The following is a 23,070-nucleotide window of genomic DNA, read 5'->3' on the forward strand; positions in this document are numbered from 1 at the left end:
TTTATTTGTTCATCCCTTTAACTTGGTTTGGGATAATAGTGCTTTTTACTCGCATATTCTTACCTGGATTGGCTAATATTTGTTGTTTTTTGACATCGTATGTAATCAGATCACTAACAATATGATTATCTTGTTGAAATAATTCAGCATGGCCGCGTAAAATAACATTATTTTGTTTTACATCATAAATAACTTGTGAAGAATGCCCCGTTACAATCTTATTTTTTTCTGGTAAAATTTGCTTATAATTCACAGGTTTACCATAAGCTGTGATTTTTTGCTTATTTTTGTCTTGCGTGTCAGTGATAACGACTTTATCAGCTTTTATAGTTAATCCTTCTTGGACAATAACAACATTGCCAATAAATGTGATTGTATTATTTTCAATATCAATTTTTTGATTATCTGCATCTATCGTTATGGGTTTATTATCAGCGAACATTTTATGTTCTTCTTTAGAGTTTATAGATTGCGAAGTAAGTTCATTGGCGAAACTACTTAAAGAGATTGGTAGCAATAAAATTAATGAAAAAACAACCTGTTTTAGCGAACTCATGTTTTATTTTGCCTCTGTATTATAATATGTTTTTACATTTTCAAGTATATTAGCCGTTTTGGCATGTAAATCACCCGCTAAACCAATACCAGTTGAATAAAATCCCACCCCATTGATGATGACAGGATCTTTTGATTTGACTAGTTGTGAAGTTAAATCTATCACGGCATTATCAGTTTTTACTTGTTTCAATTGAGCTTCTTGTGTCAAATTATCTAATTGAACATCATCATAAAGGTAAAGAAGTTTATCTTTTGTCAACGTTGCTTTCTTTGCTTTAATATGCCATGTAGCTGAATGATTCTGTTCATAAAACGTAAAATTGGGCAAATCAAATTCAGTATTATTTGAGTCATCAAAATGCCTTACATTACTGGACTCAATTTTATAAATAAGATCCCCAGATAAGTCATAAATATCTGTTAACATTTTATCACTTTGATAAATCGGCTTATCTGATATATTTAGAGTGGATTGATTTACAACCTCATCTCCTTTTTGATAATTATAATAAACACCGATAACAACAATGAGAAGTAAAAAACAGATTAGATTTTTTTTATTCATAACATACGTTTTTCACATTAATTAGAAATTATTATTTCGAATGCCAAAATTTTAATTATTCTACTTTATTTTTTATTAAATTAATATCGAACATTAAAAGAAGTTAAATCGTTTTGTGGTAATAATTCAAAAATATTAAAATGTGAAATGCGTGAAGATGCAGGACCGCCATTTTTAATCCATTTTATTAATTTGCTTATTTGTAAACTATTACCTTGAGCTATAATCTCAACATCGCCATTATCTAAATTTTGAACATAACCAACTAAACCCAGTTTTTGGGCTTGCTGATAAGTAAAAAAGCGAAATCCTACACCTTGCACGCGACCGCTAACATTTATCTTAACTTTTTTAATCATTTTGCAACCCCATTTTATTATAATTCAAATATATTTATCTTAATGATGAAATACTAATTTAGATTGAAAATACAGAACATAATTTTTTATCATGGTTAAATGTTAGATTCATTAATAATCTTACAACTAGTAAGTTTTTTACCTATCGACTAAATTTTATTTTTCAATAAAATAAACAATAATAAATAATTAAAACAATGGAAATAAATATGTTATTAAAATATAAAAAAAGGTTTTTCTTACTTTGGCTAGTATCAGTATTAAGTTACTATACACTTAATTCATGTGCTTTTGCTAATGTTGAAATTGATAAACAGAAAATTGGCAAAGTCGTTGATGAATTTAATGGCGTGAAAGTCTATTATAATGGTAGCATCAATAATGTAAGTGGAAGAAATATTGCTAAAGACGGCTATAACTTAGGTCTGAAATATCAATGTGTTGAATTTATTAAACGCTATTATTATCAACGCTTCAATCACAAAATGCCCAATAGCTATGGACATGCAAAAGATTTCTTTGATCCATTAGTTGCTGATGGCAAAATTAATCGTCAACGTAATTTATTACAGTTTCATAATGGTTCACCAACTAAACCGAAAGTTGAAGATATTATTATCCTTAATTGGTCCAAATATGGACATGTTGCCATTATAAGTAAAGTAACAGACAACGAAATTGAAATTGTGCAACAAAACCCAGGACCAAATGCAAGCAGTAGAGCAACTTTTCCTTTAATCTTTAAAGATGGAAAATGGCTAATAGAAGGTTTTGGCGTTTTAGGTTATTTACGTAAAAATAAATAATTGCCTGCACCAGAGTAAACTACACAAAAAACAAATGGCATAATTACAGAAAATATTCAAAATAATAATTCAGAACTTTAATCAAGATTAATCAACAAACCATTCATTCTTCTGTTTTGATACTATTTTTGTAGTCTCCAAAATAGCCGATAGGTTTTCATGTTGAGCTATTGCAAAAAAATTTTGACAATCCCAGCTTCGGCTAACGTAATAAGTAACACAAATACTACCATACAAGTAGAGTTGTATGGTTTTGTGAGATTTATCACAGAAAAAGAGAATTTTTGTTAAAAAGTTTCAGGTAACACTATGTTTCAGTATAAAAAAGGAAATAAAAAGATAGCAAACTGGCAATCATATCTGTTTTTAACTGTATTAACGGTATAATGACTCTGGATATAACTGGAATTTGGCTGTTATAAATGCCAATGGTTTAAAAACAATACGCTATGTAATTAATGGACTCTATTTTGATATTATTAATAGATAATTATGATTCTTTTACTTTCAATATTCACAATTATTTGTGTCAAGTTGGCGCAGAAATTAAAGTGATTAAAAATGATGAAATGACAATTGAACAAATAAAAGAGCTTAGCTTTTCTAAGATTATCATTTCGCCTGGTCCGGGATCCCCTACCGATGCTGGAATATCACTTGCAACTATTGCCGAATTTAGTCATATTTGCCCAATATTGGGAGTTTGTTTAGGGCACCAAGCGATTGCTCAATATTATGGTTATAAGATCATCAAAGCACCAACACCTATGCATGGAAAAGTCGATGAAATAACGCACGATGGTCAAGGCGTGTTTAAAGGGATCAAAAAACCACTTTCGGTGGTTCGTTATCATTCATTAATTGCTTGTGATAAGCTTTTACCAAAAGACTCTCAATTAATCGTAACAGCAAGAAACAATCAAGGATTGATTATGGGATTACGTCACAAAAAGTTACCCATCGAGTCAGTCCAATTTCACCCTGAAGCAATTAAAACCGAATTTGGTTTACAAATGATTGATAATTTTGTCCATGAGCAATACTAAAATGAAAATTCATATCGACTTTGAAGGTCAACATAAATATTTTTGCAACCCTATCGCCATTTTAAAGTCTGATGATTATTCAACAATCAAACAACAATTTGATTCAATCGAAAAATTCACACAACAAGGCTATTATGCGGTTGGATATCTCGCTTATGAAAGCGCAATGGGGTTCAATAGTGAAAATAAAACAAAACAGAATTATGATTTGCCGCTATTGATATTTGGTATTTTTGATAAATTTTCTATCATTGAGCAAAAACATGTAGAAATAAGTGATTACACTCCACCAACTTTTGATTTGATAAGCGATACATCAATTGAGGAATATAATCAAAAAATTAACTTTATTCGATCTCAAATTGAATCAGGCAATACTTATCAAACCAACTATACAATTCAATTTACTACTTCATTTAATGAAAGTGCTATTAATTATTACCACTTTCTACAAAAGAACAATCAAGCCGACTATTGCGCTTATATTGAGTTTGACGATTATTGTATTTTATCAATTTCGCCAGAATTATTTTTTAAGTTAGAAAATAAAATTATTACAACCAAACCAATGAAAGGAACAACTGCGCGCGGTTTAAATAATCACCAAGATAAACAACAATTAGAATTATTATTCTCTGAAAAAAACCAAGCTGAAAATATGATGATTGTTGATTTATTACGTAATGATTTAAGTCGGGTTGCAAAGGCAGGATCAGTTACAGTTCCTAAATTATTTTCAGCCGAAAAATATCCAACCGTTTGGCAATTGACTTCTATGATTCAAGGTGAATTGAAAGAACATGTTAATTTATATCATATTTTTCAAGCACTATTTCCTTGTGGATCAATAACTGGAGCGCCTAAAACCAGTACAATGCAAATTATTGCAGATATTGAAAACTCACCACGTGGAGTTTACTGCGGGACAATTGGTTATATTGAACCATATATGAACAAAGCTATATTCAATATCCCAATTCGGACTTTAACCATACACAATCAACAAATGCATTATGGTGTTGGCGGAGGGATCACTTGGGATTCAACCTCACAAGATGAATATAACGAGATTTTAGCTAAAACAGCAATTTTAACTCGCACCACCTCTTCTCCCAAATATGTCATTGAATCATTATTGCTTGAAAAAGGGCAATTTTTCTTATTGGAAGAACATTTAAGCAGACTTTCTCAATCAGCTGATTATTTTGATTTTAACTATGACATCAATGCAATTAAGTTGCAACTTATTAAGTTAGCAAATGCAGCTAATAAAAATATTGGGAATATCTATAAAGTCAGAATTTTACTGCAAAAAAATGGGCTATATACCATTAGCGAGAATACAATTAACTCGCCAATGGAGATCAATGAAATCGCATTTGCAAAACAGTGTGTTCATAACCAAAATGTATATTTGTATCATAAAACGTCTAATCGGGAGCATTTTCCTAATTTAATTACAGGAAAAGAATATATTAATTTTAACCAATACAATGAAATAACTGAATTTGTTAACGGTAACCTCGCATTGCTGATTAATGATCAATGGATTACCCCTAAAAAAGAATCGGGGTTACTAGCTGGCACCATGAGGCAATTTTATTTAGATCACAATCAATTGTTAGAAAAAACGATTTTAAAAGATGACCTTTTAAAAGCCGATAAAATCGCATTTATCAACAGTGTTCGTAAATGGGTAGAAATTGATGACAAGGTTTTTAGCCAGTTCAAACGATCGTTAAGATCAATTACCGTTTAAATTCAAATATTCCGCCAACATTATGGCGGAATATTATTATGACATTAAAGTTTTATTGAGTTTGCAAAGTCTAGTTCTTCATCCTGCCAACCTTTAGATAGCGCGTTAACTAAAGCACCATATCCATTACTTGCTAAAGGAACATGGCGTTCAAATGGTTTGCTTTCAATATTATTTTTACTATCAGTAACAACCCATCGTCCTTTAATCACCGCATCACCAGTATAGCTTCCATGAAACCCATCAATAAATAACTTTACCGTCAATGTTGGCGTTGTAATTGATCTGCTAGAGACTAAATAATTTGGTAACATGACCGTTAAATCTTGCGTCAATCGTTCTTGCAATTGCTGAGATAGTGTTGAAGCCCATAAATGATGCGTTGCTGTTTCATATTTGATATTGTCCGTTTGTAATACAATACCTGGTTTACTTAAAAAACTCACCACATCTACCGACTCAATCCAAATAAAATGTTTTGTAGTTTTTATTTTTTGCGATACTGGACTTGGTAAATTACTAGTCAGTTGAAAATAGCTTTTACTTGGGTTGTTAGCTGAGCAGCCGACTAATATAGCAAGTAATGGCATAAATATGACTGTAAGTAGCTTTTTATATATTTTGTTCATCATTTTTTACCTTTTGCTTTAGGCTCTTGATCTTTCTTCGCTGGGGCAGAAAAAATCAGTGCATTGCTCTTATCATTGAGAGTATTAAGTAATGGCGTTAATTCATCCATCATCTGTTGCACTTTTTGTAAACTCTCTTTCATTTGGTTATTTAATTCAGAACCTGGTTGTAATTCTTTCATTGTTTCATTTAATGAACGTAATGTTTTTTGTAAATCTTTTGGTATATTTTGCATCTCTTTACTAGCCATAATACGATTTAATGATTTCATTAATCGTTCACTCGAAGCTAATGATTGATTGAACTGCGATAGAGTATTGTTAAGTGGCAAATTATTAAAATTATCAAGTAATTGCATAATTTTTGCCTGAATTTGCGCAATCCCTGTCGAAGTTGCCTCAATTGTATCGTAACCAAACTGCTTCGCTAGTTGAGGATCATACTTATTTTTTAATTCAGGATAAAAATCAAGATCTATATATAGCGCACCAGTAAACATATTTGAAGTTTTTAATGACGCTCTTAACCCATTTTTTTGTTCTTTCATTATCAAAGCGGCAATATCAATTTTCTCATCAACTAATTCAGATAAACGATCAGGCTCTATCCTAATTAATATCGGCACCCTTTTATTTAAAATTGATGATTTTTCTAACATTTCAGCGGTATAAAATGGTACTTTAGATACTGTTCCTAATCTAATACCATGATATTCAACTGGTACTCCCTCTGTTAACCCTGATATAGAATCAGAAAGCATAATAAGGAATTCTTTATATTCAGTATACTGCGAATCTTGGATAGATTTTTTATCTTCATATAATGTATAAACTGCATTTTGCTCAGCAGGTGCACCTAATTTGGATCCTTCGGGTAAATCAAAACTAATTCCTCCAGACATTAATACATCCAGAGAAGGGACATCTAGGCTTGCACCTCGAGATGAAAGAGTCAAATTGATACCTCCTTCTTTCCAAAATCGTACGTTTTGTGTCACTAACACATCATAAGGTTTAGTAATAAAAATTTGATATTTCATCTTACGCGATTCAACATCAAATTCAGAGGTCTCCACATTACCTACACGATAACCATGAAACATGATAGCTGCCCCTCGAGGAATCACACCATTTTGCTCACTTTCTAATTTTAGACGAATTCCTTTGATACTAGGATCAGACAACGGAGGCGCATCAGAAAGCACAAAAGGTTTATTTTGAAAACTGTGAGTATCGTTCCCTGCGGCTAATTCTATATAGACACCCGATAAAATAGTACCTAATCCCGTTACTCCATCACGACCAATTTCTGGCTTAACAACCCAAAAAATCGAATCATTTTTCAGTAACGGCGCCATATCATTATAAATACGGCCTTTTATAACCACTTGCTGGTAGTCATCAGATAAAGTCACTTCATCGACTATACCCACATCAACACTGCGATTTTTAATTACCGTTTTGCCAGCAACAATGCCACTTGCGTCTTTTGCAAGTAATGTGAACGAGGTACCTCTATCAGCATAATGAGAGTAGATTATCCATAGACCAACAATTGCAGTGACAATGGGAATAATCCATATTGCTGAAATAGCTCTAATTTTAATTATTTTTGCCAATTTACTTGATGTTGCCATATTGTTCCTATTAATCTATTTTCTATTTTGCGGACGATCCCAAATTAAACGAGGATCAAATTTTTGTGATGCAATCATTGTGATAATAACGACAGTTGCAAAGAATGTAACGCCAATATCAGGATAAACCCCCATCATTTGCTGATTTCTCACTAACGAACAAACAACAGAAACAACAAATATATCTATCATTGACCATTTACCAATGAACTCAACTGCAGTATATAATTTTTTCATTTTTAAACAATTATTCTTATTTTTTCGTTTTACTGCTAATGCAAAATAACAAAGCCAACTTAGTGAAATAATTTTTAAAATTGGTATAACAACGCTAGCGAGAAAAATAACAAGAGCAACAGGTACATCACCTGCTTGCCACATATAAATAACTCCATCCATGATATTTGAAGTTGATGCAGCCCCCAAAACAACAGTTATCATAATTCCAAATAAATTAGCTGGAATGTAAAGAATTAACGAAGTAATCAACAAAGCTATAGTCCATTGTATTTTATCACGATCCCTAATTTTACTTTTTTGTTTACATCGAGGACATTTTTTATAATGTATGGGTAATATAGCCTGACAACAATTACATAATTTTAGATTTTGGCTAATTCCTGTTTTTCCAACTTTCAATGAATTAACAGCAAAGTTATTACGATGAATTTCGTTCCAAATTACTTCAGGCGAGAAAATAACTAAAGATTTTATATAAAAAAAGACAAATAGACAAAATGCCCAAAACGTACCAGTAACCCCAATACTTCCATAACTCATTAATTTAACAAAGCTAACCAAAACACCTGTAAGAAAGATTTCCGGCATACACCAATGTTGAAATTTTTCATAAACAATAAGTAGATCGCGTCTGCGATATTTTGTTAATTGAATTCTGGAGCAAAGCAGGACGATAATTAATAAATTAAATATAGGGAAAAGTAAAACAAATAAAATAAAAAGTGCTGAAACATAGCTATATTTATCAAAATAAAGGGTCTTAGGAATATCTAATACGCTAACGCCAATGTAATTTCCTACAATTCGGATATCAATAAAGACAAAGCCACAGGCGACAATAATCATAATTAATGAACAAGCTGCATACATAGCAGCTCTAAACTTCATATTGCTACTATTTTTAGCTAATGTAGTATTACAGCGTGGACAAACAGCTTTGTGCCCTACTGTTATATCAGTTAATTCTATGACCAAATCACAGTGTGAGCATAAAACATAATGTTGTTTATCAATGGCCATTGTTTTCCTTTATTTCGAAATATATTTTAACCTAAATAAATATTTCAGATTAATATAACATTTAAGTATGAAATTAATGAGTTATTATTAAATAATCTTTTGAAGAACAAATATTTTAATGAATAAAATGTTGGCTATATTAGCTTCAAAACTAATCATATCAAATGACATTTTTTTATGAAAGTATTACTAAATTAAATTAGTGGGTTTTGATTATTATCAAATATAATCTTTATAAAATGCGTTATTCGTTTCATTATACTAAAATAATCATTATTAACCTAGATTTGATAAAAATTCACAGTTATAAAATTAACAAAATAATTCAATAAATTTAATCTTGAATATCGATATTTCATCATCATTTGTTAGTTTCAATTATTACATAAAATAAATTATCCATAAAAATTGTGACTTAATTTCCATAATTAATAAAATAATTGTTGAGTATAAAAAAAACTTGATACTGTATAACAATACAGTATAATATTACCAATCCTAACTCATTGGAATTTTATAATATGAACGAAAACAAACAACGCGCACTTTCTGCTGCATTAAGTCAAATCGAAAAACAATTTGGTAAAGGTTCAATTATGCGTTTAGGGGATACCCAAACGTTAGATGTAGATGCTGTATCTACAGGTTCTTTAGGACTTGATATTGCACTAGGTATTGGCGGTTTACCAATGGGTCGAATTGTTGAAATATTTGGACCAGAATCATCTGGTAAAACAACGCTTACCTTATCAGTCATAGCACAAGCTCAAAAAGAAGGTAAAACTTGTGCATTTATTGATGCTGAACATGCACTCGATCCAATTTATGCGGCTAAATTAGGCGTTCAAGTTGATGATTTATTAGTTTCTCAACCTGATACAGGAGAGCAAGCTCTTGAAATTTGTGACGCTTTGGTTCGTTCTGGTGCTGTTGATGTTATTATTGTCGACTCAGTCGCAGCATTAACTCCAAAAGCTGAAATTGAAGGTGAAATGGGCGATTCTCATATGGGATTACAAGCTCGCTTAATGTCACAAGCATTACGTAAGCTAACTGCGAATATCAAAAATGCAAATTGTTTAGTTGTATTTATTAACCAAATTCGTATGAAAATTGGTGTTATGTTTGGTAGCCCAGAAACAACAACTGGTGGTAATGCACTAAAATTCTATGCTTCTGTTCGCCTTGATATTCGTCGCACAGGTTCTGTAAAAGAAGGCGAAGATATTATTGGTAGTGATACTCGCGTTAAAGTGGTTAAAAATAAAGTTGCAGCACCTTTTAGACAAGCAGAATTCCAGATTCTTTATGGTTGTGGTATTTCTAAAGAAGGCGAATTGATTGACTTAGGGGTTAAACATAAGTTAGTCGATAAAGCTGGTGCATGGTATAGCTACAATGGCGAAAAAGTTGGACAAGGTAAAGCTAACTCAATTAAGTTTTTACAAGAACATCCTGAAATCGCAAAAGAGCTCGAAACAAAACTACGTGATTTATTACTAAATAGCCCTGCAGATTTTACAGCACCTGAAGACGATACTTCATTAGAGAATGACAGCATTGAATAATGAAAAAAAACTCAATAAATCAATCCTAAATAAAGCTGTGCAATTACTTGCACAGCGCGATCACTCTTCGTATGAACTAAGCCAAAAAATGATATTCTTTTTTGCAAAAAAGCTACAAAGTACAGAAGATGAATATCATGACCAATTGAGTACCCTAAAAGCTGAAATACAAGATGTGGTTGAACATTGTATTAATCAAAATTGGATAAATGACGCCCACTATATTGAAAAATATATTGTTATGCGTGCCAATAAAGGTTACGGAAAATATAAAATTGCAATGGAACTTAAACAACGGGGTTTATCTGTTGACTTAAGTCGTCAGTTATTGCAAGCCTCTAATATCAACTGGGGAAACCTTGCATATAAACAATTATTAAAAAAGTCAAAACAAATCAAAGCAAAAAATACCAATGAAAAACAAAAAGTTATTCAATTTCTAATAGCTAGAGGCTATACACAAAATGATATTAAAACTGCTTACGATTTGTTGACTTAAATAATTATAATATCTAGAATACAAAATATATAATTTAAAGCCTATTACAAATAAAGCTCATTAATTCTTTTTTTATTTTATCCCTATTTACTTGTAATAAATATTAGTTAGCTCCACTCCAATTTAGGAAGATTTACTTTTCAACTTTAGTTGTAACGGGTATATTACTATGTTTAAAAATCTATCGTTTTATATGGAAGCATAAATGAAAAGTACTGCAGAAATTCGTCAAAATTTTCTTGACTTTTTCCGTGGCAAAGGACATGAAGTTGTCGCAAGTAGTTCCCTTGTTCCACACAATGATCCAACACTATTATTTACTAATGCTGGAATGAATCAATTTAAAGATTTATTCCTTGGTGTTGATAAGCGTTCTTACACTAGAGCAACAACATCGCAACGTTGCGTCCGTGCTGGTGGTAAACATAATGATTTAGATAATGTTGGTTATACTGCTCGACACCATACATTTTTTGAGATGTTAGGAAACTTTAGTTTTGGTGACTACTTTAAACATGATGCAATACATTTTGCATGGGAATTATTGACCAGCAAAGAGTGGTTTAACCTACCTAAAGAGAAGTTAACCGTTACCGTTTATGAGACAGATGACGAAGCATATGCAATATGGGAAAAAGAAATCGGAATCCCTAAAGAACGTATAATTCGTATTGGTGATAATAAAGGTGCTCCATATGCCTCAGATAACTTTTGGCAGATGGGTGATACCGGCCCTTGTGGTCCTTGTACCGAAATTTTCTATGATCATGGTGATCATATTTGGGGAGGACCTCCTGGTAGCGCAGAAGAAGATGGTGACAGATTTATAGAAATTTGGAATATTGTCTTTATGCAATTTAACCGCCATCCTGATGGCACAATGGAACCATTACCTAAGCCATCTGTGGATACTGGTATGGGACTAGAACGTATTGCTGCAGTGTTACAACACGTCAACTCTAATTATGAAATAGACCTGTTTAAGAAATTAATTAATGATGCAGCTAACGTTATTCAGACTAAAGATTTAGAAAATAAATCGCTACGCGTTATTGCCGACCATATCCGCTCTTGTGCATTCCTAATTTCAGATGGAGTTTTACCTTCAAACGAAGGGCGAGGCTATGTGCTACGACGCATTATTCGACGCGCAGTGCGTCATGGGCATATGCTAGGAGCAAAAGACATTTTCTTTTATAAACTAGTTAAACCATTAATTGATGTGATGGGAAGCGCAGCGGTTGAATTAGAAAAAAATCGAAAACTAGTCGAAAATGCACTTAAAATTGAAGAAGAGCAATTTTTAAAGACTCTTGAACGAGGATTATCTTTATTAGATCAGGAATTAACCAAAATAACGGGGAAAGTTTTACCTGGAGATATCGCATTTAAACTTTATGATACTTATGGTTTTCCATTAGATCTAACGGCAGATGTATGTCGTGAAAAAAACATCACTATCGATGAAGATGGCTTTAACCAATGCATGGAAGAGCAACGAAAGCGAGCCCGCGAATCAAGCTCATTTAATGTTGATTATAGTAATGTTATCAAGCTTGATGATAAAACTGAATTTTTAGGTTACCAAGCAACAGAATCATCAGGAAAAGTTATTGCTATATTTAAAAACGGCCAAAAAGTCGAAAATATTCACGCTGGCGATGAAGCTATTGTCGTTTTAGACAAAACTCCATTTTATGGAGAGTCTGGTGGCCAAATTGGTGACAAAGGCTTACTAACTGCGGCTAATCTTGAATTTAATGTTTTTGATAGCCAAAAATATGGTCAAAGTATTGGTCATTTAGGCCAAATTATAAAAGGCTCGTTAAAAGTTGGTGATAATGTCACTGCTGCTATTGATGTTGAGTTGCGTGAACGTATTCGACGTAATCACTCAGCTACGCATCTATTGCAAGCGGCTTTACAACGTATTTTAGGTAACCATGTTCACCAAAAAGGGTCTTTAGTTAATGATAGCTATCTGCGTTTTGACTTTTCACATAATCAAGCCATTACGCCAGAACAAATTATTGAAATAGAGAACTTAGTAAATCAACAGATTCGTCGTAATTTACCTGTAGATATTGAGCTAATGCCAATTGATAAGGCTAAAGATAAAGGCGCGATGGCTTTATTTGGTGAAAAATATGAAGATATCGTTAGAGTTCTGACAATGGGCGATTTCTCAATTGAACTTTGTGGAGGTACTCACGTAGATAGAACTGGTGATATAGGGTTATTTAAAATAATATCAGAATCAAGCATTGCCTCTGGTGTGCGCCGTATTGAGGCAACCTCAGGGCAAAATGCAATGGATTTGATACATAATGAATCCAATTTACTAACTCAAATTGGACAACTAGCTAAAAGTGATAAATCTGTAGTTTTGGCACGCATTGAGCAATTAATCGATCAAACTAAACAGCTTGAAAGAACAATTGAACAACTAAAAGCACAGAAAGCCAGCCAAGAAAGTGCACAATTACTTAATCAATGTGAAAAAATCAATGATAAACATTTACTAATTGCTAAACTTGATAATGTTGAAGCAAAATTATTACGAACTATGATTGATGATCTAAAAAATCAATTAAAGACAGGTGTAATAATTTTAGCCGCCGTCAATGATGATAAAATCAATTTAGCTGCAGGTGTAACCAATGACTTAGTCAATATAGTTAAGGCAGGAGATTTGGTTTCCCAATTAGCATTAAAAGTAGGCGGTAAAGGGGGTGGGCGACCTGATTTCGCTCAAGCAGGTGGAATGGATCTCTCGGCATTACCAGAAGCGTTATCTTCTGTGAAAAAGGAAATCAGTAATAAATTACAAGCAAATTAGCCAGATAGACTCAAAATATTTGTTAATTGAATATTAGAGTTTTTCTGTAAAATCCCGTCTTATTGATGGGGGCTGATAAAGCTATATATTAAAATTGTTTGGATATATACTTAACTGATATTAGGAGATCTAATGTTAATTTTAACTAGGAGAGTAGGTGAAACACTAATAATTGGTGATGATGTAGTTATTACCATCTTGGGCGTGAAGGGAAATCAAGTCAGAGTAGGTATTAATGCACCTAAAGAAGTTTCTATTCATAGGGAAGAAATATATAACAAAATTCATCAACCACAAGAAGCAAATGATGAAATACCTAAGTCCATAGGGTAATATTGGGCAGGAAATAAACAACTAGCACGCGTAAGCAAAAAAATGTTTGACTTATTTTTTGTAAAACGTAATATGTGCGCCACACATTGTGATTTTGTTGTTCAAGCAAAGTCATAATGTCTTGGTGAGATGGCCGAGAGGCTGAAGGCGCTCCCCTGCTAAGGGAGTATGCGGTCAAAAGCTGCATCGAGGGTTCGAATCCCTCTCTCACCGCCATTAAATAAATTAAAATATGCATCCGTAGCTCAGCTGGATAGAGTACCCGGCTACGAACCGGGCGGTCAGGGGTTCGAATCCCTTCGGATGCACCATTTTAAATAAATTCAAAACGCATCCGTAGCTCAGCTGGATAGAGTACCCGGCTACGAACCGGGCGGTCAGGGGTTCGAATCCCTTCGGATGCACCACTTTTTTAACGAACTTACACGCATCCGTAGCTCAGCTGGATAGAGCACTCGGCTTCGAACCGAGCGGTCAGGGGTTCGAATCCCTTCGGGTGCACCATTTACCACTTGCGAACACTTTATCAGTTATAGCAATAATTAAAAAATAAAAACTTATCTTATTATATCCAGAATCAAAAACAGTTAAGAACTACTCATCACACCACTTTGTACGTTTATTTGTATATTTTGGGAATTTTAATAGCACATAGTTAAAACTAATGTAGAAAATTACGCTGCTTGCTTTCGTGTTTTATATTCAATAGGCGCCACGTTATTTAATGTCTCATAAAGTCTTTCAGTATTATAAATGGAGAGCTAATTTTCAGTTATTCTTTTTGTTTACTATTGGTTGTTAAAAAGATATAAATCTAACACTCTGTTTTAGTAAGTACGATTAGATTGTTAAATATAACCAATTAGATATGCATTATCAGACTCAATATAATCAATAGTAATACCATATGATTTTTCACAATAGATAAATACTTTTTCTAATTCTAATCCATTATCTACCCGTATTTTGAGTGGATAACCATGATATTGGGTCTGTTTATTCAGATAAAGGATAAATACTACCAGTCCGCAATATCAATGCCTAATGCTTCTCATTTAAAGTTATCGATGACATTAAACGTTATAAAAAGACGTTAACGAAACTCATAAAATCCATTGACCAACATTCACCACTTTTCTGGTGTTCGAAATGAAGTATGCTTCTATGTTTTATTCTGAGTAAACCTTAACTCACAATATACCCGATATACACGTTTATGTTCCATTTATAACCGAGCTATCGATTTAGAAAATCGTTACAATCAGATACTGAAATATTAAAAATTCGATTAATCTTTTCCATAATTCTTTATATTCAATTTAATTTTTCTGATAGAAATCGACGATATCATCTACTACATTTTTACCGAAACATAACTTATCCCTTTCTTATTCTTTAAATCAATTTTGATTGGTAGTATATTATGATCGGTTTTACAGATCGATTAAATAGCTCACGATAGCTAAAACCTATATCAATTGATGTTACTGATCGTTGAAATCTTTCAAATATTTTTAAAAAGTAATAAGTTATAGTAAATTTAAATAATGAAAGGAGTGTAAATAATGTGCAAAAATATCAAGCAAAAAATTCTAAGAATTAAAGAATTAAAATCAAAAACAGGGCTACTCACAAAAAAAGAAATATTTGAACTAAATAGCTTAATAAAAGAACTTAAAGAATTGTTAAGGGTGAAATTACAAGAACAACAAGATATTGACTTTATTATTGATATTTATTAGTTTTTTTAGGAAACCTACTTACATCAACATCAACCAAAAAAACTAAAATACAATAAAACGAATAAAAAGGGGAACTAAAAGCTCCCCCCTTTATCATAACTATCCCCTAAAAAGTAGAAAATTGTCTATGACAAAAGTAAAAGAGAATTTGAATATGAAAAAGGTGATAAGCACTAAATCGTACCGATATTAAAAAAGTTAAAGCACATTTTTCAATTAAAGCGCTTTGCCTCAAATAAGATATGGGATATTCAACTTTTTATAAATGGAGGAAAAATACGATGGTCTAGAAATTTCGGATATCAGATGTTTAAAAGAGTTAGAAGCGAAAAATCTCAAGCCTAAACGGATGTTTGCAAAATTACAGCATCAAGAAGAAATCAGCACAAAAACGTGGACAAAATAGCTACAGCCTATTCAATCTATTTCAATTACCATGAGCTGTGCTATTGTAAGATTAATCCACAGCGTTTACTATTATCATCCTAAATAATCAAATGATCTGATGATTATATCGATATTAAGTAATTTGAAATTATATTATAACAACATCTTTATGCCTTTTTATTTTCTTTTTATTCAAAGATAAGCAGCCACCTAGCTGATATTATGAAAAATATTTATTTGTATGTGATAATATATCAAAAAATAGCTAATTACCTATCTATTTAAATAAATAATATTTTACTAGTTCCCTAAAGTTCTTCTGGTCGCCATTTCGGTTGAATCCCAATATAATTCTAGTATACTAAGCTAACAAATTTTAATATCGGTAAATTAATCTACTTTTTAATTTATATGTTCTGTTTACTATAATAGAATAACGATAAGGTAGAAAGATATTCCCTAGTTAATAATGGACACTATTTATGTTGGACCCAAATTTACTCCGAAATGAATTGGATCTTGTCGCTAATAAATTAGCACGTCGAGGATTTAAATTAGATATTGATACGATTCGCCACTTAGAAGAAAAACGCAAAGTATTACAAGTTGAAACCGAGAACTTACAAGCCGAACGTAATGCTCGTTCAAAAGCAATTGGTGAAGCAAAAGCACGAGGCGAAGATATTACAGCTGTCCGTGAAGAAGTCAATAAACTTGGTGAAAAACTCAATAGCGCTAAAACAGAGCTTGATATCCTACTAAGCAAAATTAAAGATATCGCTTCCACTATCCCAAATATTCCTGATGACTCTGTTCCTGATGGAAAAGATGAAAATGACAATGTTGAAATTTCTCGCTTTGGCACACCAAGAAAATTTGATTTCCCAATTCAAGATCATGTTGCATTAGGAGAACGCTTTGGTGATCTTGACTTTGCAGCAGGGGTAAAACTCACTGGTGCACGTTTTGTGGTTATGAAATCGCAAATCGCACGCTTACATCGTGCTATTACTCAATTCATGTTAGATTTACACACAGAACAGCATGGTTATGCCGAAATTTATGTACCGTATTTAGTCAATCAAGCAACACTTTTTGGAACAGGACAATTGCCAAAGTTTGCAGGTGACTTATTTCATACTAAACCGCTTGATGAAGAAGCTGAAAGTAGTAATTATGCATTAATTCCAACTGCCGAAGTGCCTGTAACTAATCTTGTGCGCGATGAAATCCTTGATGAAAGTGTATTACCATTAAAAATGACAGCACACACCCCTTGTTTCCGCTCTGAGGCTGGCTCTTATGGTAAAGACACTCGTGGCTTAATTCGTATGCATCAATTTGATAAAGTAGAATTGGTTCAAATTGTTAAGCCTGAAGAATCGATGAAGGCATTAGAAGAGTTAACTGCTCACGCAGAAAAAGTATTGCAATTACTTGAATTACCATATCGAAAAATTGTGTTATGTACTGGCGATATGGGCTTTGGCTCTTGTAAAACCTATGATCTTGAAGTATGGGTACCAGCTCAAAATACATACCGAGAAATTTCTTCTTGCTCAAATATGTGGGATTTCCAAGCTCGCCGAATGCAAGCTCGTTATCGTAATAAGGCTGATAATAAAACATATTTAGTACATACACTAAATGGTTCTGGTCTAGCTGTTGGACGTACACTTGTTGCTATTATGGAAAACTATCAACAAGCAGATGGTTCAATTAAAGTTCCATCCGTTTTAGTACCTTATATGAATGGTGTTGAGTTTATTAAATAACTCACATTATCTTAGAGAATAGCGCTATCTATTAGCGCTATTTTTTTATTAATAAAGGTGGAAAAAATGATAAAAGGTGTAGCGCTTTCAATACTGGCATCATGTCTATTTGGGTTACTTTATTACTACCCAGTTTTGTTACACTCCTTATCTGTTGTTGATATTTTTTGTTGGCGATTACTAACTTCATTTCCTGCAATAGTTATATTAATCATTGCTGGAAAACAGTGGTCAGTTATAACTGCACTTTTTAGACGAATAAAACAACAACCACTTTTTTTATTAGGGTTATTATTTTCTTCTGTTTTGCTCACAATACAGATGATGATTTTTATTTGGGCACCACTTAACGGACATGGGTTATCAGCATCGCTAGGTTATTTTTTATTGCCACTAGCAATGGTGATTTCTGGGCAAATTTTTTATAAAGAAAAGCTCAGCTTCTTGCAAAAAATAGCTGTTACACTTGCAATATTAGGCGTTACTATTGAAATTTACATCACTGGTGCTTTCTCATGGGAAACCGCTGTTATTGCTTTGGGGTATCCAATCTACTTTATGACAAGGCGCAAATTGCGAATAGATGGCATTGTGGGCACGTTTTCTGACTTTTTCTTTATCTTCCTAGGGTGCCTTATATATTGTGCCTTAAATTATCGTTTAGACAAAATAATTAGTGATCTTTCTAATTTCCCGATTTACATACCAACCTTGGGGATCATCACGGCTATTGCTTTTGCAATCTATTTTGTTGCAAGTCGTTTACTGCCTATGGGATTATTTGGTTTATTAGGATATGTAGAGCCAGTACTACTAACAGTTATTTCTATACTGTTTTTGCATGAGAAAGTTTCATCAGAACATATTGTATCATATGGATTTATTTGGTTATCTGTTTGCATTCTAGCTTTTGAGGGTGGGATTTTTGTTATACGTGCAATAAAACGAAAAAGATTACAATAGATACAAAAGAGGCACAATTGAATGCGCCTCTTATCAAACAATCTATCAACTATTTACTAAATGTAACATAATGACCATAGCTTTCTAAAATACCTTGGATCCTATCAAGGGTTTCTCTTGGTGGAGCCTCAACGCCTTCCAACTTATATTTATCACCAATCGTATCCCATTTATAAGCACCTAGTTTATGATAAGCAAGTAATTCTACACGCTCAATATTATCCATCCCCTCAATAAATTTACCAAGCAGATGTGCTGAATTATCATCATCAGTCCATCCAGGAACAACAACATAACGTATCCAAGTTCGCTTATTAATTTTTTGCAAATATTTAGCAAATTCAAGAACTCGTTTATTTGGTACTCCAACTAATTTTTGATGAATTTCATCATTAACTTGCTTTAAATCAAGCATGACCAAATCTGTTACTTCTAAAAGTTCATCAACAACATGGTCGAGCTGCCTTGCATAACCATTAGTATCCAAACAAGTACTAATGCCTTCTTGATGACAAGCTCTAAACCATTGAGTAACAAACTCAGCTTGTAACGTAGCCTCACCGCCCGAAGCTGTCACACCACCACCATTAGGCATAATAAAACTTTTGTAAGAAACAATTTCTTTCATAAGCTCATCAACGGTGACCTCTCGGCCAGCTTTTAAATCCCATGTATCACGATTATGGCAATACAAGCAACGCATTAAGCAACCTTGAAAAAAAACAATAAAACGAATCCCTGGACCATCAACAGTACCAAAGGATTCAAAAGAGTGGATACGGCCTTTAATAGGCGAATTAGTTGTCATAATAATATTTTGTTGTTCCATAGATAATCTCGAATCATTGCTCATATGACTTTTTAATAATTTTAACTCCACTACCGTCAAACTTAAACCAATAGTATTAATCGTCACGAATTATATTTTGATTAATTATACTGGATAAATATCAACAATATTAAATTATTATCATCGTATTAATATTTAATTTAAAGATGGCAAAAATAATATTTGCACTGATAAAAAAATAGCGCCTTTAAAGACGCTATTTCGATTAAGTTAACAATTAACTAAATTACATTTTTTGTGTAAATGTACGATTAATTACGTCATTTTGTTGTTCTTTAGTTAATGAGTTGAAACGCACCGCATATCCAGAAACACGAATAGTTAATTGTGGATATTTTTCAGGATGTTCCATCGCATCTAATAATGTATCACGATTTAATACATTAACATTTAGATGTTGACCACCTTCTACTGTAGCTTCGTGATGGAAATAACCATCCATTAAACCAGCTAAGTTGCGTTTACGCACATCATCATCTTTACCTAATGCATTTGGAACGATAGAGAAAGTATAAGAAATACCATCTTTAGCATAAGCAAATGGAAGTTTAGCAACAGATGTTAATGAAGCTACCGCACCTTTTTGGTCACGACCGTGCATTGGGTTGGCACCTGGTCCAAATGGCGCACCAGCACGACGTCCGTCTGGAGTATTACCTGTTTTCTTACCATAAACAACGTTTGATGTAATGGTTAATACAGATTGTGTAGGTGTTGCATTACGATAAGTTTTAAGTTTTTGAATTTTCTTCATAAAACGTTCAACTAAATCAACAGCGATATCATCAACTCGTGGATCGTTATTACCAAATTGTGGATATTCACCTTCAATTTCAAAGTCAGTAGCTAAACCATCTTCATCACGAATTGCTTTTACTTTTGCATACTTAATCGCAGAAAGAGAGTCAGCTGCAACTGAAAGACCAGCAATACCACATGCCATAGTACGAATAACATCACGATCATGAAGCGCCATTAATGATGCTTCATAGCTGTATTTATCGTGCATATAGTGAATAGCATTTAATGCAGTTACGTATTGTTTTGCTAACCAATCCATAAAGTGGTCTAAACGAGCAAACACTGTATCAAAATCTAAATATTCATCAGTGATTGGAGTCTCTTTAGGACCAACTTGCATTTTTAATTTTTCATCCACACCGCCGTTGATTGCGTATAGTAGAGTTTTAGCAAGGTTTGCACGCGCACCAAAGAATTGCATTTGTTTACCAACAATCATTGGGCTTACACAACATGCAATAGCATAGTCATCATTGTTAAAGTCAGGACGCATTAAATCATCATTTTCATATTGTAATGATGATGTATCGATAGATACTTTTGATGCGAACTCTTTAAATCCACTTGGTAATTTTTCAGACCAAAGGATTGTCATATTAGGTTCTGGAGATGGACCCATTGTATATAAAGTATTTAAGAAACGGAAAGAAGTCTTAGTAACTAATGTACGACCGTCAACACCCATACCAGCGATAGATTCAGTTGCCCAAATTGGGTCACCAGAGAATAATTCATCATATTCTGGCGTACGTAAGAAACGAACCATACGTAACTTCATAACAAAATGGTCAACAATTTCTTGAGCATCTTTTTCTGTAATTAAACCAGCTTCAAGATCGCGTTGGAAGTAAATATCAAAGAAAGTCGAAGTACGACCTAATGACATTGCAGCACCATTTTGTGATTTAACCGCAGCTAAATAACCAAAATATGTCCATTGAACTGCTTCTTGTGCAGTTTTTGCTGGGGCAGAAATATCGAAGCCGTATTTAGCTGCCATTTCTTTAATTTGGCCAAGTGCACGATGCTGTTCAGCAATTTCTTCACGACGTTGCATAATCATTGGAAGATCAACACCGTTTTCGAAATCAGCTTGTAGTGAATTGAATTGTGCAAATTTATCTTGCATTAAGTAGTCGATACCGTAGAGCGCAACACGACGGTAGTCACCAATAATACGACCACGACCATAAGCATCAGGAAGACCTGTAATAACACCTGATTTACGACAACGAAGAATATCTGGAGTATAAATATCGAAAACACCTTGGTTATGAGTTTTACGATATTCAGTAAAGATTTTTTTGACTAAAGGATCAAGCGTTCTGTTATAAGCTTTACAAGAATTCTCGATCATTTTGATACCACCAAACGGAATAATTGCACGTTTTAATGGTTTTTCAGTTTGTAAGCCAACAATTTTTTCTAAATCTTTTTCAATATAACCTGCATCATGAGCAGTAATTGTCGAAATAACACTTGTATCAAAATCCACAGGGGCATGGGTAGCATTTTCAATTTTAATGCCTTCCATTACTTTATCCCATAACTTAGTTGTGGCTTCAGTTGCGCCAGCTAAGAAAGACTCATCGCCCTCATATGGCGTGTAGTTTTTTTGAATAAAATCGCGGACATTAACATTATTTTGCCAATCACCATCTTTAAATCCTTTCCAAGCTGCTGCTTGTACTTCGTTTAAATTACTCATAATTTTCACCTCAGGTTTACAAAAATAACTATTTACCCCATTACATATGAGGGTAAATATTATAAAATCAATGTGGCTTACGTAAATATAAAGCCCAATAAGGTAGTGCTACAGCTAAACCACCTAAAATATTCCCAATTGTAACTGGAATTAAATTTTTAAATACAAAATGCGATACAGTTAACTCTTTAAATGCATCTGCCGACACACCAGCTGCTTGCCAAAACTCAGGGGACGCAAAGTTCTTAATCACAATGCCCATAGGAATCATAAACATATTTGCAATACTATGCTCAAAACCGCTGGCAACAAACATCGCAACAGGTAAAACCATAATTAGCATTTTATCAAGTAAACTACGACCAGCGTAACTCAACCAGGCGGCCAAACAGACCATTAGATTAGCTAAAAAGCCAAGACATACTGCCTCAATAAAGGTGTGATGTAATTTATGATCAGCGGTTTGTAAAATATTTAGTCCCCACAAACCATTGGCTACCATATACTGGCCTGAAAACCAAATAACTGTAACAAACAGTATAGCACCAATAAAGTTACCAACATAGACCAAAATCCAATTACGAATCATTTTAGTCCAGCCAATTTTATGGGTCATTTTAGGTAAAATGGTCAATACAGTTGAAGTAAATAAGTCAGAACCACAACAAACAACAAGCATAAGTCCTAAAGAGAAACAAATACCGCCGACTAATTTTGCCAAACCAAAAGCAACGGTTGCTGTTCCGGTTGTTACAGTAATATAAAATACAAAAGCGATAGAAATATAAACACCAGCAAGCATTGCGGATAAAATCGTACTACATGGGTGTTTGTTTACTTTGTAATTGCCAAGGTCTTCAGCAATTTGGGTCATTTGTGCGGGAGAATATGAATCCACAAGTTTATTGGTACTCAAACTAACATCCTCAAAAAAACTAGGGTTTTATGAGACGCATAGTATACTCAAAATTTGAAGCAGATCACGT

19 protein-coding genes and 4 tRNA genes are annotated in these 23,070 nt (G+C 33.1%); 14 read left to right on the forward strand and 9 right to left on the reverse strand.

What is annotated here, in order from left to right; all coding sequences use genetic code 11:
* Window position 1 precedes the first annotated feature (1 nt).
* From lptA to yccX, 3 genes are all read right to left on the reverse strand, one after another.
* Window positions 2–556 (reverse strand): lipopolysaccharide transport periplasmic protein LptA, encoded by a 555-nt coding sequence (lptA, locus tag A9G44_RS08405; RefSeq protein WP_065610390.1) that lies wholly within the window; start codon window positions 554–556, stop codon window positions 2–4.
* Between the two features lie 3 nt (window positions 557–559).
* Window positions 560–1,123, reverse strand: a complete 564-nt coding sequence (lptC, locus tag A9G44_RS08410) for an LPS export ABC transporter periplasmic protein LptC (RefSeq protein WP_034913230.1) — start codon at window positions 1,121–1,123, stop codon at window positions 560–562.
* A gap of 80 nt (window positions 1,124–1,203) precedes the next feature.
* Window positions 1,204–1,482 carry an acylphosphatase gene (gene yccX, locus A9G44_RS08415; protein ID WP_065610391.1) on the reverse strand — a complete coding sequence of 93 codons (279 nt, stop codon included), beginning with the start codon at window positions 1,480–1,482 and terminating at the stop codon, window positions 1,204–1,206.
* A gap of 209 nt (window positions 1,483–1,691) precedes the next feature.
* On the opposite strand from yccX, the gene A9G44_RS08420 reads away from it, so the two are divergent.
* The 3 genes from A9G44_RS08420 to pabB all read left to right on the forward strand — a co-directional run bounded on the left by A9G44_RS08420 (window position 1,692) and on the right by pabB (window position 5,093).
* Window positions 1,692–2,288 carry a CHAP domain-containing protein gene (locus A9G44_RS08420; protein WP_065610393.1) on the forward strand — a complete coding sequence of 199 codons (597 nt, stop codon included), beginning with the start codon at window positions 1,692–1,694 and terminating at the stop codon, window positions 2,286–2,288.
* 470 nt (window positions 2,289–2,758) lie between these two features.
* Window positions 2,759–3,334 carry an anthranilate synthase component II gene (locus A9G44_RS08425; RefSeq protein WP_065610511.1) on the forward strand — a complete coding sequence of 192 codons (576 nt, stop codon included), beginning with the start codon at window positions 2,759–2,761 and terminating at the stop codon, window positions 3,332–3,334.
* Between the two features lies 1 nt (window position 3,335).
* Window positions 3,336–5,093 carry an aminodeoxychorismate synthase component I gene (gene pabB, locus A9G44_RS08430; RefSeq protein ID WP_179854829.1) on the forward strand — a complete coding sequence of 586 codons (1,758 nt, stop codon included), beginning with the start codon at window positions 3,336–3,338 and terminating at the stop codon, window positions 5,091–5,093.
* Between the two features lie 44 nt (window positions 5,094–5,137).
* On the opposite strand, the gene A9G44_RS08435 is transcribed toward pabB, so the two are convergent.
* From A9G44_RS08435 to A9G44_RS08445, 3 genes are read right to left on the reverse strand one after another with little or no spacing between them, the layout of a single operon-like run.
* Window positions 5,138–5,725 (reverse strand): PqiC family protein, encoded by a 588-nt coding sequence (locus tag A9G44_RS08435; RefSeq protein ID WP_081298299.1) that lies wholly within the window; start codon window positions 5,723–5,725, stop codon window positions 5,138–5,140.
* Complete coding sequence (pqiB, locus tag A9G44_RS08440) at window positions 5,722–7,359, reverse strand: intermembrane transport protein PqiB (protein ID WP_065610400.1); 1,638 nt, start codon at window positions 7,357–7,359, stop codon at window positions 5,722–5,724. The genes A9G44_RS08435 and pqiB overlap by 4 nt, the downstream gene beginning before the upstream one ends.
* Window positions 7,360–7,374: 15 nt before the next feature.
* A complete protein-coding gene (locus tag A9G44_RS08445; RefSeq protein WP_065610402.1) occupies window positions 7,375–8,619 on the reverse strand; it encodes a PqiA/YebS family transporter subunit in 1,245 nt (414 codons plus the stop codon).
* 521 nt (window positions 8,620–9,140) lie between these two features.
* On the opposite strand from A9G44_RS08445, the gene recA reads away from it, so the two are divergent.
* The 11 genes from recA (at window position 9,141) to rarD (ending at window position 18,725) form a co-directional block, all read left to right on the forward strand.
* Entirely contained in the window at window positions 9,141–10,187 is a 1,047-nt protein-coding gene (gene recA / locus A9G44_RS08450) for a recombinase RecA (RefSeq protein ID WP_034913207.1), read from the forward strand.
* On the forward strand, window positions 10,180–10,686 hold the full coding sequence (locus A9G44_RS08455) for a regulatory protein RecX (RefSeq protein ID WP_162162656.1): 507 nt from the start codon (window positions 10,180–10,182) through the stop codon (window positions 10,684–10,686). Before recA ends, A9G44_RS08455 begins: the two co-directional genes overlap by 8 nt.
* Before the next feature lie 205 nt (window positions 10,687–10,891).
* Entirely contained in the window at window positions 10,892–13,525 is a 2,634-nt protein-coding gene (gene alaS / locus A9G44_RS08460; RefSeq protein WP_065610404.1) for an alanine--tRNA ligase, read from the forward strand.
* A 132-nt stretch (window positions 13,526–13,657) separates the two neighbouring features.
* A complete protein-coding gene (gene csrA, locus A9G44_RS08465) occupies window positions 13,658–13,858 on the forward strand; it encodes a carbon storage regulator CsrA (protein ID WP_034913196.1) in 201 nt (66 codons plus the stop codon).
* Between the two features lie 123 nt (window positions 13,859–13,981).
* Window positions 13,982–14,074: transfer RNA gene (locus A9G44_RS08470), tRNA-Ser, on the forward strand.
* Between the two features lie 18 nt (window positions 14,075–14,092).
* Window positions 14,093–14,169, forward strand: a tRNA-Arg gene (locus tag A9G44_RS08475).
* Between the two features lie 19 nt (window positions 14,170–14,188).
* Window positions 14,189–14,265: transfer RNA gene (locus A9G44_RS08480), tRNA-Arg, on the forward strand.
* A 20-nt stretch (window positions 14,266–14,285) separates the two neighbouring features.
* Window positions 14,286–14,362: transfer RNA gene (locus A9G44_RS08485), tRNA-Arg, on the forward strand.
* Window positions 14,363–15,423: 1,061 nt separating this feature from the next.
* Window positions 15,424–15,600 carry a hypothetical protein gene (locus A9G44_RS13535; protein WP_155266131.1) on the forward strand — a complete coding sequence of 59 codons (177 nt, stop codon included), beginning with the start codon at window positions 15,424–15,426 and terminating at the stop codon, window positions 15,598–15,600.
* Between the two features lie 869 nt (window positions 15,601–16,469).
* Window positions 16,470–17,762: a serine--tRNA ligase gene (gene serS, locus A9G44_RS08490; RefSeq protein WP_065610405.1), complete on the forward strand. Its 1,293-nt coding sequence runs from the start codon at window positions 16,470–16,472 to the stop codon at window positions 17,760–17,762.
* A 66-nt stretch (window positions 17,763–17,828) separates the two neighbouring features.
* A complete protein-coding gene (gene rarD / locus A9G44_RS08495; protein WP_065610407.1) occupies window positions 17,829–18,725 on the forward strand; it encodes an EamA family transporter RarD in 897 nt (298 codons plus the stop codon).
* A 49-nt stretch (window positions 18,726–18,774) separates the two neighbouring features.
* Here rarD and pflA read toward each other — a convergent pair whose 3' ends face one another.
* The 3 genes from pflA to focA form a co-directional block, all read right to left on the reverse strand.
* Entirely contained in the window at window positions 18,775–19,554 is a 780-nt protein-coding gene (gene pflA / locus A9G44_RS08500) for a pyruvate formate lyase 1-activating protein (RefSeq protein ID WP_218055817.1), read from the reverse strand.
* 247 nt (window positions 19,555–19,801) lie between these two features.
* Complete coding sequence (pflB, locus tag A9G44_RS08505; protein ID WP_034914636.1) at window positions 19,802–22,084, reverse strand: formate C-acetyltransferase; 2,283 nt, start codon at window positions 22,082–22,084, stop codon at window positions 19,802–19,804.
* Between the two features lie 67 nt (window positions 22,085–22,151).
* Window positions 22,152–23,000: a formate transporter FocA gene (gene focA, locus A9G44_RS08510; RefSeq protein WP_081298300.1), complete on the reverse strand. Its 849-nt coding sequence runs from the start codon at window positions 22,998–23,000 to the stop codon at window positions 22,152–22,154.
* Window positions 23,001–23,070: the final 70 nt, after the last annotated feature.

Origin of the sequence: Gilliamella sp. Occ4-3, assembly GCF_001690675.1 — a bacterium.
Lineage (GTDB): Bacteria > Pseudomonadota > Gammaproteobacteria > Enterobacterales > Orbaceae > Gilliamella > Gilliamella bombi.